This window comes from Enterococcus mundtii (assembly GCF_003957375.1).
GTDB lineage: Bacteria > Bacillota > Bacilli > Lactobacillales > Enterococcaceae > Enterococcus_B > Enterococcus_B spodopteracolus.
Genome location: NZ_CP025473.1, coordinates 515,864 through 529,757 on the forward strand (window position 1 = coordinate 515,864; position 13,894 = coordinate 529,757).

The window sequence follows — 13,894 nt, forward strand, 5'->3', positions numbered from 1 at the left end:
TTGTAGCGCTACTCTCTTTAAAGGAAGGGGTAAACGAATGAAACAAGCAAGTACATATCGAAAAAAGAAAATCCAACAAGCGGGGATGGTACTGCTTCTATTATTGGTTAGTTTATTGGTACCGATGCGCGTGGGGGCAGAAGAAGGAACGTTGAATTTCTATGTAACACCGGAGTTCTCAGACAATCAAAAGTCAGGAAATGATCGTTATTTTCAATTAAATCTTGCGCCAGATGCGACAGAAAAGTTGACATTGAAACTACAAAACGCCAATGCCGAAGCAAAGAAAATCAAAATTACGCCACATACTGCGTATACGAACGTGATGGGGGTCGTCGAATACGGACAAGACGCAGAAAAAGCAGATCCCACACTCCAGCATTCACTAGGTGAGTTGATCGAGCAACCCGAAATCATCGAGCTTGGTGGTAACGAAACGAAAACGGTGACGCTAGATCTGAAGATGCCTAAAGAAGCATTCGACGGCTTCTTAGCTGGTGGCTTACGGATAGAAGAAGTCAAAGAAAATACAACTGACGAAACAACTGATGAAGAAGGGGTCGCCATCCAGAATGAGTTTGCGTATATCATCGGTGTAGTTGTGAGCAACAAACAAGATGCTGTACAACCTGATTTAGAGTTGTTAGATGTTTTTGCCGATCAACTCAACTATCGCAATGTCATCAGTGCGAATCTACAAAACTTCACCCCAACATTTGTGAATCGCTTAGAAGTTGAAGCTACGGTTCAAAAAGTGGGGGAAGAAGAAATTTTATACCAAGCCAGTCAAGAACAGATGCAAATGGCGCCAAACTCCAATTTCAATTTTCCGATTTCTTTAGAAGGCGATCGTTTTCGCAGTGGTGAATATTTGTTAAAAATGACGGCACGCTCTGGAGAAGAGGAATGGCAATGGGAACGGAAGTTTACCATTGATGTGGATGAAGCGAGAGCATTGAATCGTGCAGATGTCACAATTGATACAGGTATTAATTGGTGGATCGTTGCAGCGATTAGTCTGATCATCCTATTGTTGTTGATCATTGTTTGGTTATTGTTGAAAAAGAAAAAAAATGAAAGGGATGATTCGGTTAATGACAACGAGTAGATATCATAAATTAGTTGTTTTATGTACAAGTATTTTTTGTGTCCAAACCGTTGCACTCCCTACATCTGTGCTATTTTCAACTTCTGTAGAAGCAGTAGATGTGCAAGAAGTTACAACAGACAGCAGTATGCTTGCGAATGACTATTTAGATGGGTTGAGGGAAGTGACGGAGGTCCCTTTACGTTTTTCTCCCAGCAACCTGCGAGTTACAGGTGAGGTAACAGAACCTGTATCCGTATCTTTTTATGCGAATAAACCAACACAAGAAGCCAAGATTCGTTTACCTAAAGAAGCAGTTGTGGATAAAGAGAGATTACCCGCTGGATTGACTATTACAGAAACAGTGGAAGAGAATCATTGGCTACTCCACTCAGAGGCTCCAAGGGAAACATTTACGTTACCACTTATTTTTCAAGAAGTAGGAACTTATGAAGCGTCTGTTGAAGAGGCGAAAACGACCATTTCTATCGATTCACCGACTACTTCTCTTGAACAAACAGAAGAAGAGCAAAAAAGTTTTGAACAAAAAGTTGATAATAGAACAGATGATGCTACAGAAGAGAGTCAACATGAACTATCAGAACCAGAAAATAATGATCCGTTTGTGGCGGAAACTGATGAACACGCAGATGATGAAGCTGAGTCGTCAATAGAAAAGAAAGAAGCAACAGTAAACGAGTTTTCCGGTCAGATAGCGGAAGTTTCGACAATGGTAGAATTTCGCGAAGCCATTGCTGATCCGGATGTTTCAACGATTTCTGTTCAAGCGAATTTGACTGAAAGTACAGCCAATATCATGACGATCGACCGACCAATCAAGATACAAGGAAACGGTCATACACTGACTTTTGGGAACAATGGTTTTTATTTTCAATTCGCAGAAGTGAGTGAACCTACGACCTTTCGGATAGAGGACGCAACCGTGACAAAAACCGGTGCTACTCCTTTAGTCAACGCAACAACAGAAGTTAGTCGCAATTGGACATTAGAAATAGAAGATGTGGCAGAAGTCAATGCCAATACGATGCGACTAGCATCAATTCCAGAAGGAACGGTTCAATTTACAGGTGGGACGAGTAACTTCACACGTACAAGTTCTGCACAAACTTTCATTGAAGCAAAAGAAGTCAAGGCAATCAATCAAGCGCAGGTGACGATCAGTCGTGGAAATGCCACGATTTTTCTAGCAGCTGCGACGGTTTCCGAACCTAAACTAACAATCGAAACCGGCGCAACTGTAACAATTACTACGACTTCGGGTGTAGCCAACGCGATTGATTTCAGAGGAGAAAATGCGGAAATCACACTCCAATCTGCTGGAAATTTAACGATCAATACAGTAGGAACGACTGCTACTCCTACTAACACAAGTAATAATACGATTGCTATGACTGGATCAGGACCGAAAGTCACCGTTCGTGATAAAAGTAATTTGACGACGACAAGTACTGCAGCCAAAAGAGGGTTACATCTATCCGGGAATAATCCCCAGGTAATTGTGAATGATTCGAAATTATCTGTGACCTCAGCCACACAGTCAGCCATGAATCTATCAGGGAATACTCCTCAAGTGATCGTGGATAGCTCAGAACTATCAGTTACCTCTACTACCCAATCAGCAGTAAATCTATCAGGGGAGGAGCCAACATTTTCTGTAACGAATAGTCATACTGATATTCGTTCTGAAACAGGAGCCACACTTGCCTTGACAGGTGTATCACCTAAAGTCAACTATGTGGGATCTACAGGGAGTTTAACAAGTACCACCGGACAACGATTGAATTTGATCGGCGATAATCCCCAGTTATCATTGGATCAGACCCAATTATCAATGGGAGCTACTAGTGGTCGAGGGATTTATTTACAAGGAACGACGCCACAAGTGTTACTAAAACAAAGTACGATTGAAATAACAGATAGCCAACCTTCACAAGGAATGATTTTACAAGGAGCAGACGCGCTGTTGGATTTAACAGAACACAGCGAACTGACAATTAATGGTGCCGGAACGGGAACATTTGAAAACATCCAAATTGGCGCCAATAACCCTCGTCCAGAACTCTCACTGACCGGTGCGTCTAAAGTGACGGTTGCTACTACGAGTGGTACAGGTGGTGCTTCGGATACGGCGAATAATGGGTTACATTTACGTGGTGAGCAACCAAAAATGACGCTATCAGAAGAATCAGAACTAAATGTTTCAGTTATTTCCAATGCGCGCCGAGGGGTCTATTTAAATGGTGCAGAGGCTGATCTGACAATCAAAGATAGCCAGCTTAATATAAATACACAAAGTGGGCAAGGGATTAATATAAATGGAAGCGATGCACGATTTCATGCGATAAACAGCAAAACATCCATCGAAACAGTGGCTGGTCAACGCATGAATTTGATTGGAGCTTCACCTGTCTTAAATTTGGATAACAGTCATCTGACGATGAAAACAATGACTGGTCGAGGAGTTTATTTGCAAGGAGCAACGCCACAAGTATTGTTAAATGAGAGTACGATTGAAATGACAGATACAGGTGCTTCTCAAGGAATGATTTTGGAAGGGACCGATGCTTTACTTTCTTTGAAAAAGAATAGTACCTTCACAGTTTCTGGTGGTGGAACAGGTACTACCGAAAATATTCAAGTTGGGAACAATAATGCGAGACCTAAGATAGACTTAGAAGGTGGTTCAAAATTAGGTGTAACCACTACCAGTGGAACAGGTGCAGGATCTGCTACAGCCAATAATGCCGTTCATCTCAGAGGAAATGAACCAGAACTAAATATAACAGATGGAGCGAGCATTTCAATTGATATTACTTCTGGCAATCGACGTGGAATAGTATTAACTGGAAATAATTCAACGACACTTGTTGATTCTAGTGATGTAAATTTAAAGCTAGAGGGTAGTGGCGTCGGTTATGCTGCAACAGGAACTACCAATAAATTAGCCATCTCAAAGAGCCAGTGGGAGGCGAACGGAGCCGCCGGACACAATATTCATATGGTCGGCAACAATAGTACAGTCTTACTTGATCACTCTGATGCTGTTTTTGAAGCAGCCAGCTCTGGTGGAAATATTTGGTTAGCAGGAGCAGATTCAGTACTTGCTATAGAAAATGGTGCCCGAGTAAATGCAACATCAGATAATGCGAACAGTATAGCCATACATGGCGCACGTGCATTATTACAAATGAGTGGGTCTGAATCAAAGATGGAGATTATTAGTAATGTTGCAGCAGCCGAATTAAACGCAGCCGTTTTTTTAGGTGCTCCGAGTACGGGTGGGGGTGCTACAAACTCTAATGCTGAAGTTAGATTGACAGAAGGCGCAAAATTGAACATCCATGCAAATCGTGCCTCGGCATTAAGTTTGCTCAGTGCCAATGGTCAATTTAACTTATTAGAGAAGTCAGAATTAAATTTAACAGCAGGCAATACTGATTCATCAGCTAATGGTGCAGTTGCTGTACTGCGATTTATACGTGTTGGAGGATATCAGTTTACGATAGATAATGCAAAAATGAATATAAGTAAATCTGGAGGCAGAACACCAGGTATTCGAATGAATGGTGGAAATAACCATATTGAAATCAAGAATAAAGGTCAATTTTTTATTTATAATCCTGGGAATGGTACACCTATAAATCAAGATACTTCATCTGGGTTAGCCAATCAAGGGGTACATTATCCTAATGGTGGAAATAATTCTTTTGTAGTCGATGGTTTAGGCTCAAATGTACAAATTATTGCCGATAACGGTGCAGCGATCGATATGGAAAGTCAGGTAGGAGCAATTGAAGCGCGTGATGGAGCCACTTTCATTGCTCAAGGAAGAACAGCTACAGACGCGGCAGGAATATTCAATGCTGGAAATTTAACTGTTGATTTTGATAATCCATTATTTATGGACTTTAGAAATACTCGCGTTGGTGGGGGAACATATTTAACGTTAGTGGTGCATCGACACTAACTGCAACAAATAGTGATTTATCTGTTTGGCGAAAAGGCGCTGATTTGAATGGTGACCCCAATTTAGACTTCCGAAGCATGGATTATTCGTTTACTGGAACAAATTTTAATACGTTAAGAGAGACAAGCGACCCCACACAGCTAAATACGGAAGTGTTTGGAACTCTAGGTTTAACAGCATACAGTCGATTGAGTAGTAATAATGGTCGTTGGGCGATAGCAGATGAACTCAGAGTCCCAACCAATGCCGATACGAAAATTCATGGGCGAGTGAGCCTTCCAGTGGGATTAGATGATAGTCGACCAGCTTGGGATGATGAAGCCGTGGTTACCATAGAAGTAGAATCACCTGCAAGAGAGAAAAAAGAGTATAAGGCAAAAACGGTAGGACACTCAGATGAATCACCAGGGATTAGTATCTACAATGAAGAACCTCGTGGTGGACTGTTTGAAGTACAGCTGGATGAACCATTAGAAGCAGGTTCAAAAGTTCGAATCAGCAAGGTTGAGTTGAGTAGTGGGGAATTGACGACTGGATTTGACCATCAAATCTTGACAGAAACAGTAGAAGTCTTTCCAATTGTTCCACCGAAACCAGCAACATTTGCTTCTTCGATCATTTCAAGAAATAGTCAAAAGATTGAAGGAGTTTCCGAGAATCCTGATGTATCGGTGACAGCTACTCATAATGGACAAAAAATCGACACAGAAAATGTCGAGGTGGATGAAAATGGGAAATTTAGCATTGACCTTAGTACCATTCAGTTAGCAGAAGACGATGAAATCCAAGTGTTTTTAAGAGACAAGAACGGTTCCGCAAAAGCAGCTGGAATTGTAAATCCGCCACTGACAAATGATGAACAAGGGAATATCAATCCAGCACAACCATTAGATTTCCATGATGTGACTTTTGCTGAGGCAACTATTTTAACTGTTGGAAATTTTGATCCTGTTGCGCCAGTCGACCCATTAGACCCTGAAAATGAAGTTCTTCCGGAAAATCAACCAGAACTTCCAGAAGAACAAGGAGCATTAAGTATCGATTTTATTTCTCGCTTCAATTTTGGGAAACAGAATATCTCAGTGAAGGATAAAACCTACTATGCCCAACCCCAACGTTTACTGAACGAAGATGGCACGGTCAATGAAATACAAGAACGACCAAACTTTATCCAAATCAGTGATCGTCGACCGGACAATGAGCGAAGTGGTTGGCAATTATCGGTTACCCAGAATGGACAATTCAGTAATCAAAATGGTCATGAATTGATTGGTTCTGAGATCCAGTTACTCAATCAAGAACTAGTGACAGCTCAAGGCGGAACAGCGCCTGCGCTAAAAGAAGAAACTGGCCAAAAAATCATACCAAATACTAAAAGAATCTTATTACAAGCAGATGAAAAATCTGGAACAGGAACCTGGATCTATCGTTTTGGGAATGCAGAGACAGCAGATAAAAGTGTTGGTTTGTATGTACCGAAAGGAACGAATCCAGAAGCCAAAGAATATTCAACGACACTTACTTGGGAATTGAGTAGTGTTCCAGAAAATCAATAAAAAAAGAGTTGTGATAGCCAGATACAGCTCCAAAAAATAAGTCAGAAACCCCCAAGATTTTCGGGATTTCTGGCTTATTTTTGCTAACATTCTTTTTTTAAATACATTTACTCAGTTTTAGAGAGTATGAAATGACGAATAGTATTTCACTTCTTTCATCTTCTTAACACTGAGGGAAAAAAGTATTTTTCTATAGTAGAAAACTTTCTGTAAAAAAGTGCGAAGAAAACGAGAGATTTCTTTACACTAGAGTAACTATAACGTATATAATCTATATAAGGTGTGTTGTCACCATTAACGTTGATTGGCACAGAAAAAAGAAGCAACAAAAAAAACGAAGCGAGCGAATATGGAGATAAATATGATAAAGAATAAATTGCAACAATACAAAATATTATTGATATTATTGATTCTTGTAGCTGTTTCGCTGATTATTTTTTTGAATCAAATCATTTATGCGTGGCTGATCGTGGAAATTTTTGCCTTTCTTCTTTGTGGCTATTTAGTGATTTTTGATCAAAGAGAAGCAACCTCTAAAATTGCTTGGATCTTAGCGTTATTATTTTTACCGGTCGTCGGGATCATGCTGTACTATCTGATTGGTCGTGAGCCACGATTACGCAAGTTATCGAAACAGCAACTAGACAATGAACGAAACATACAAGAGACGGTGTCCAAAATTCTTCAGGAACATTCAGAAATCATCCATGCCAAGCACGATCTTTCCAATGAGATTTTCCATCTTTCCGCAAAGTATCCAACAAAAGATAATCAATTGTCATTGTTAAAAGAAGGAGCGGATGCTTTTGCTTCATTGTTGCACGATATCAAACAGGCAATACATCATGTCCATGTTTTCTTCTATATTATAAAAGGGGATGAAACTGGCGAAGAACTAGTTGCTGCTTTGATCGAAAAAGCACAACAGGGAATCAAAGTACGTTTTATGTATGACAGTGTCGGATCAATTGCTTTCCCGAATCGATTATTAGATACGATGCGAGAAAATGGTGTAGAAGTACGAACCTATGATCTCTTGAACTCACCGTGGCTGAGTAACAAAGCCAATTGGCGTAATCATCGGAAAATCGTGGTGATCGATGGGGAAATTGCGCACACTGGTGGTATGAACATCGGGAATGAGTATAGTGGGCGCGGAAAAAAGTTTTCTTATTGGCGAGATACGAATGTTCGAATCGAAGGGCCTTCTGTACTCGAGTTGCAGGAATGTTTCATTTATGATTGGTTATTTCTCGATGAAGGGACAGAAACGATTACTTATTTTATCAATCAGCAAGATCTGTATTTTCCATTACAAACGGAACAACCAAAAGGTTCAGAAATCGTACAGGTTGTTTACGGAGGGCCGTATGATCAAGAGAGGATCATCAAAGACTCTTTCAATGACTTGATTGGTAAAGCAGTTGATTCGATCAAGATTGCTATGCCTTATTTTATTCCAGATGAAGAAACACTTGGGGCGCTTAGACGAGCAGCTCGATGTGGGATCAAAGTGCAATTGATCATACCAGGAAAAGGCGATCGCGGGATTTCATTTCATGGGACGAACTCGTTTATTGATGGGTTGTTATCGGCAGGAGTTGAAGTGTCGATCTACGATACAACTGCATTTATCCATTGTAAATATATGATCGTTGATGATGTGGTCGCAACGATTGGATCGACTAATTTTGATATTCGTAGTTTTTATCTCAATCATGAACTATCAATGTTCATTTATGGTCCATCAAAAACGATCGATGAATTGAACGTCCATTTTACAGAAGATTTAGCCCACGCCGAAAAGGTCAAAAAAGACGAATGGCAACGGCGAAGTGCATGGACGAAAATCAAAGAGAAAATCAGTGGCTTGTTTGTGCCGATACTTTAATAGAAGCAACGGAATCAGCGCCTAAGAACGTGCCATTAATTTAAGACAGAATAGACAAAGCGTTTCTTACGTGTTTGTTTCTTCTGTTTTTTCTTTTATCCTTTCTTAGTGTTTTATAACAATACAATGCGCAATGAAATAAGTTTTTTTAGAGATATGCTACTATAGAGATAGATGTAAAGTGTTTTTTTACAGTTGGATCATACGAATTTACATCTGTGGAAATGAGCTTTAAGACTTAGAAAGTAAGAGGTGATTTTGTGAAAAACAAACAGAAATCAGTCATTGTTCTGGGAGGTGGACTTGGTGGTTTGTCTGCTGCAGTTTCCTTAGCCCAAGAAGGATTCGACGTATCGCTATATGAAAAGAACGATCATTTAGGGGGAAATTGAACCGTTTAGAAGCAAATGGATTTGGCTTTGATCTAGGTCCATCGATTTTAACGATGCCCCAAATTTTTGAAAAACTGTTTCTCACGAGTGGCAAACAGATGGCAGATTACATTCCGATCGAACGATTAGATTTGCAGTGGCGTTCTTTTTTTCCTGATCACACAACGATTGATCTATACAGTGATTTAACGAAAATGGCTCAAGAAAATCCTTTGCTGACTGTAAAAGACATGAGGGAGTATCAAGATTTTTTAGACTATGCGAAGGAAATCTATGCGGCCACAGAAGTCGGTTATTTTGACAAAGGGCTTGATTCGACCATGGAGATTTTAAAAGAACATGGTGTGATCAAAGCGTTGAAAGGATTTGATTATTTTTCTTCGATGCATGATGGGATCGCTAAACGTGTGAGTCATCCTAAAATGCAGGAGATGCTCGGTTATTTTAGTAAGTATGTTGGTTCGTCTCCTTATGATGCACCTGCTGTTTTGAATATGATGATCTATATGCAACATGCGCAAGGGGTTTGGTATGTACCAGGTGGGATGCACAAGATTGCGGAAGGAATCGTGAAACTTGGGAAAGAGATTGGCGTGACATTCCATACCGGCATTTATGTTGAAAAATTAAATGTAGAGGATGATCAGATCCGTTCGGCACGACTAGCAGATGGGACGGTGATCGAAGCAGATTATTTTGTTTCGAATATGGAAGTCATCCCGGCTTATGAACAGTTATTAGATGAAAAACCAGCGTTTACTGAGAAGTTAGAAAAGAAATTTGAACCAGCAAGTTCAGGGTTTGTCTTGCATTTAGGTGTTAATAAAGAATATCCGCAATTAGCCCATCATAATTTTTTCTTTTCAAATGCAGAGAAAGAAAATTTTGATCAAAACTTCCATCAGCACCAGTTGCCAGAAGACCCAACGATCTATTTGGTGAATGTGAATAAGACTGATCCTTCCCAAACGATCGAAGGGCATGAGAATATCAAGATTTTACCTCATATCCCTTATCTACAAGATCAACCATTTACAGAAGCAGAATATGATGCTTTTCGTGAACGTATTTTGATCAAATTGGAAACGATGGGGCTAACGGATTTGAGAAAACATATTGTCTATGAAAATCGTTGGACCCCGGAAGATATCCAAAAAAATTATTTATCACATCGTGGAGCAATCTATGGGACTGTATCTGATCGCAAGAAAAATCATGGATTCAAACATGCAAAACATAGTGAGTGCTATGACAACTTATACTTTGTAGGTGGGACAGTCAATCCAGGTGCAGGTATGCCCATGGTCACTTTGAGTGGGCAACAAGTGAGTGACAAGATTGCCCAAAGAGAAGCAGATGTATAGGAAGGAAGGCTTATTTTGGTACTAATAATGATCGTCCTTTTTGTCGCTTGGCTTTCAGGTTGGTGTATCTTTTATCGACTGCCATTCATCACAAACCTAACCTCTGCAAAACGTTTTGATACAAATGTTTCAATCATTATTCCTGTACGTAACGAAGCAAATACGCTCCCAAAATTACTACAATCGATCCAAAGGCAAACGATCCAACCACGAGAAATCATCGTCGTGGACGATGCTTCCACTGACGATACAGCAAAAATCGCCAAGAACTTAGATGCAATAGTTTACTCAAATGATCGTGAGCAGCATGGCAAGGCGGCTGCCTGTTGGTTAGGTGCAACAAAGGCCCAAAGTGAGCATTTCATATTTTTAGACGCAGATACCTTTTTTCAGACAGACAATAGTTTGGAAAGACTATTGAAGGAATACGAAAAAAGAGGGAATAGTGGCTTGCTGTCGCTTCAACCGTTTCATCAAACTGTTCGCTTTTATGAACAGTTCTCGTTTGTTTTCAATGTGGTCATTCTAGTAGGGTTGAATACTTTTTCTGTGCTGGGTGAAAAATTAAAAGCAGCGGGGGCGTTTGGGCCGTGTATCTTATGCTCGAAAACCGATTATTTCCAAGTCGATGGGCATAAAGATATGCCTCGTGGGATCTTAGATGATATGGCTTTAGCCAAACGTTTTCAAAAGGCAGGATTTCCCATCCATTTATATGGTGGGAAAGAGTTGATTGCTTTTCGCATGTATCCTGAAGGTTTCAAGCAATTGATCCAAGGGTGGACAAAGGATTTTGCCACAGCTTCTAGAGCAACCAATCCCTTTATTTTGTTAGGAGTCATCCTCTGGATAAGTGGTGGAGTTGGCTCAGTGTTGGCTTTTGGTATGGAACAATGGCCGCTCGCACTGGTCATTTATTGCCTGTATGTGCTCCAATGTATTGTATTTGCCAAACGTGTAGGAAATTTCAAGCCGCTTTTCTTGTTCGTTTTTCCGTTCTTTTTTATCTTCTTTCTTTTCTTGTTTTTGTGGTCGTTGATCCAAACCTATCTTTTGAAATCAGTGACTTGGAAAGGAAGAAAAATCAAACTTTAGGAGGTTTTTATGCCACTGATCCATTTGACCACTGGAGTATTAGTGATGCTCGACATTCTTGCCTGGTTTATTTTTCATTTGGGTATATCCTTTGGTGTACGTCAAATTTCTGACTCTTTTTTTGAAAGAAAGCGTCGTTGGTTTCGTTCTTTTTCTTTTGAAAAGCAAGGAGTTATTTGGGAGAAAAAATTTCAGATCAAAAAATGGAAAGACAAGCTGCCAGATGGTACTGTGATTGCCAAGAGTGGATTCGATAAATCAAGACTTGGTAAGACTGATTCTGCCGCACTGAAAAAATTCATCATTGAAACACAAAGAGCAGAGCTGACACATTGGCTATTGATCGCGCCAGCGTTCCTTTTCTTTTTGTGGAATCCCAAATGGGCGGGGTGGGTCATGGTTTTTTATGCGCTTTTTGTCAATATCCCATTTATTATGATCCAACGCTATAATCGGCCACGATTGGAACGAGCGTTCATTAGAAAAATGAGGAATAAGTAGCTTCTTAAAACGGATTTATGTTTCTTTTATGTTGTTTATATGTTGTCTTGGTGTTAATTATAAGTTGAAAAACAGCAGAGGTGATGACATGGAAACGACAAAAAAGAAACCAATCCATATCTCAATTGATGAGGATTTGAAAAAGGATGCTGAGCAATTATTTGCTGAGTTGGGTATGAATATGACAACCGCAATTACAGTTTTTTTAAAACAGTCTGTAACTAAACTGGCACTTCCTTTTAAAATTGAAAGGGGAAATCCGGCTACTTTGCAAGCGAGAAAAGATGCTGGAGATGGTAATATTCATGGTGGATTCAGCTCTGCTGATGGTTGCTGGAGGACTTTTTATACTTCACAATTCAAGCGAGACTATAAAAAAGCGAAAAAGCAGGGAAAAGATTTAGCAAAACTAAGAAAGATGCTATCTCTTTTGCAAAGGCAACATAAATGACCCGAACTGTATCGTGATCATTATTTGACCGATAGTTATGTGGGATTTAGAGAATGGTATATCAGTCCTGATTAGCTATTAGTATATAAGCTTGATAATGATCAATTAATCTTGATACTTGCTAGGCTGGGATCTCACAGTGAATTTTTTTAAAGAAGTTGTGAAATAAATGGACAACTCAGAAAAATAAACGAGAAAACCCAAAACTTGTTTTTAAAGTGTTTGGATTCTCTCGTTTATTTTTTTCTAGAAGCTATTAGAGAAATGGTGTAATCGTTTTTTAGGAAGAACAATCAAACTTTAGGAGCATTTTATGCCACTAATCCATTTGACCACTGGAGTATTAGTGATGCTTGACATTCTTGCCTGGTTTATTTTCCACTGGGGTATATCCCTTGGTGTACGCCAAATCGCTGACTTTTTTTTTTGAACGATATTATCGTTCGTTTCGTTCCTTTTGAAAAGTGAAGAGTTATTTGGGGAAAAATTTCGGATAAAAAAATGGAAAGATAAGCTGCCAGTTGGTACTGTGATTACTAAAAACGAATAAATGGCTTTCTAGAAGTGAACACTACATAAATAAGCACCAAAATCCATTGATGAATAATTGTGGGGTTTTGGTGCTTTTTATCGGAGCTTAATACTTTTATCAGAATTTCACAAACCTGTCTTTTGTGCAAAGTTAGTGATTCAAAATGTAGGAATGCTCAAAATAAAGTGGATCTTTTTGAAACTTTTCTTAGAAAACGATCGTCTAATTAAGTATAAAAAAAGAAAGTGGAGTGAGCGTATGAAACATGAAAAAAACTATTCATTTTTAACGATAGAACTAATTTTCCTAGTCTTATTGTTCCTGTTTACCAGCCTTTTTTTATGGATGTATTCAATGGATACATTTTCGATCCGAGAAGAAAAGCCACAGGAGATAGGGACAAGCGAGTCGACTAGAACGAAAGATACACAACTACGTAAGGAAGCAAACAAGGATTTTATGCGAGAACTGGGTGAAATTTATTATTTGAGATAGGGAGGGATCTAATATTTTTAATCGGATAGCAAAAAAGCAGCGAGTCAGACATTATGAATCTCAGTTAGAACAGCTGATTGAGACACAATATCAAAAAATGTATCGAATCGCTTATAGTTATACACACTGTTCGGAAGATGCACTAGATGTTATCCAAGATAGCTTTCAAAAAGCGCTGATGGATTTCTCAAAGGTAAAGAAGATCGATCATTTTCAAGCTTGGTTTTATAAAATCCTAGTCCGCACAGCAATTGATTATTGGCGCAAGAATAAACGAATGCCTTTGAATTTTGAATTGGAAGACTGTCCAGGACTTGAATTCATCGATTTTCAAAATGATGTTTCTTACATGGAATTACGAGAATTATTGAGCCAAACACCTAGCCCAGAACGCGAGATCATTATCTTGAAATTTTTTGAAGGATTTACATTGAAAGAAATTGCTCAGATTTTAAATTTAAATGAGAATACAGTGAAAACAAAAATGTATCGCTCACTAGATAATTACAAAGAAATTTTAAAATAAAGGAGAGTGGATAGCG

The 13,894-nt window shown here is 39.3% G+C and carries 7 protein-coding genes and 2 pseudogenes; all 9 read left to right on the forward strand.

From position 1 onward, the window contains the following. Nucleotides 1–37 precede the first annotated feature (37 nt). A complete protein-coding gene (locus tag CYK55_RS02765) occupies nucleotides 38–1,108 on the forward strand; it encodes a DUF916 and DUF3324 domain-containing protein (protein WP_126133895.1) in 1,071 nt (356 codons plus the stop codon). Further along, the gene (locus CYK55_RS02770) at nucleotides 1,095–5,075 is read left to right on the forward strand and encodes a pectate lyase-like adhesive domain-containing protein (protein WP_126133896.1); all 3,981 of its coding nucleotides are present in this window, start codon (nucleotides 1,095–1,097) and stop codon (nucleotides 5,073–5,075) included. Before CYK55_RS02765 ends, CYK55_RS02770 begins: the two co-directional genes overlap by 14 nt. Nucleotides 5,076–5,152: 77 nt before the next feature. After that, the gene (locus CYK55_RS02775; protein WP_126133897.1) at nucleotides 5,153–6,631 is read left to right on the forward strand and encodes a WxL domain-containing protein; all 1,479 of its coding nucleotides are present in this window, start codon (nucleotides 5,153–5,155) and stop codon (nucleotides 6,629–6,631) included. Nucleotides 6,632–6,992: 361 nt separating this feature from the next. After that, nucleotides 6,993–8,522, forward strand: coding sequence for a cardiolipin synthase (gene cls, locus CYK55_RS02780; RefSeq protein ID WP_034690354.1), 1,530 nt, complete (start codon nucleotides 6,993–6,995; stop codon nucleotides 8,520–8,522). A 260-nt stretch (nucleotides 8,523–8,782) separates the two neighbouring features. Next, nucleotides 8,783–10,278, forward strand: a pseudogene (locus CYK55_RS02785) (phytoene desaturase family protein). 15 nt (nucleotides 10,279–10,293) lie between these two features. Further along, nucleotides 10,294–11,373 (forward strand): glycosyltransferase, encoded by a 1,080-nt coding sequence (locus CYK55_RS02790; protein ID WP_080693184.1) that lies wholly within the window; start codon nucleotides 10,294–10,296, stop codon nucleotides 11,371–11,373. Between the two features lie 9 nt (nucleotides 11,374–11,382). Then, entirely contained in the window at nucleotides 11,383–11,874 is a 492-nt protein-coding gene (locus CYK55_RS02795) for a glycosyl-4,4'-diaponeurosporenoate acyltransferase (RefSeq protein WP_126133898.1), read from the forward strand. A gap of 88 nt (nucleotides 11,875–11,962) precedes the next feature. Next, a pseudogene (locus tag CYK55_RS13560) lies at nucleotides 11,963–12,202 on the forward strand (type II toxin-antitoxin system RelB/DinJ family antitoxin); the annotation flags it as partial. A 1,163-nt stretch (nucleotides 12,203–13,365) separates the two neighbouring features. Next, complete coding sequence (locus CYK55_RS02805; RefSeq protein ID WP_034690344.1) at nucleotides 13,366–13,878, forward strand: RNA polymerase sigma factor; 513 nt, start codon at nucleotides 13,366–13,368, stop codon at nucleotides 13,876–13,878. Nucleotides 13,879–13,894: the final 16 nt, after the last annotated feature.

Coding starts and splice junctions, on each gene's coding strand:
- CYK55_RS02765 (WP_126133895.1), top strand. CDS start 38: ATGAAACAAGCAAGTACATATCGAAAAAAGAAAATCCAACAAGCGGGG.
- CYK55_RS02770 (WP_126133896.1), top strand. CDS start 1,095: ATGACAACGAGTAGATATCATAAATTAGTTGTTTTATGTACAAGTATT.
- CYK55_RS02775 (WP_126133897.1), top strand. CDS start 5,153: ATGGATTATTCGTTTACTGGAACAAATTTTAATACGTTAAGAGAGACA.
- CYK55_RS02795 (WP_126133898.1), top strand. CDS start 11,383: ATGCCACTGATCCATTTGACCACTGGAGTATTAGTGATGCTCGACATT.
- cls (WP_034690354.1), top strand. CDS start 6,993: ATGATAAAGAATAAATTGCAACAATACAAAATATTATTGATATTATTG.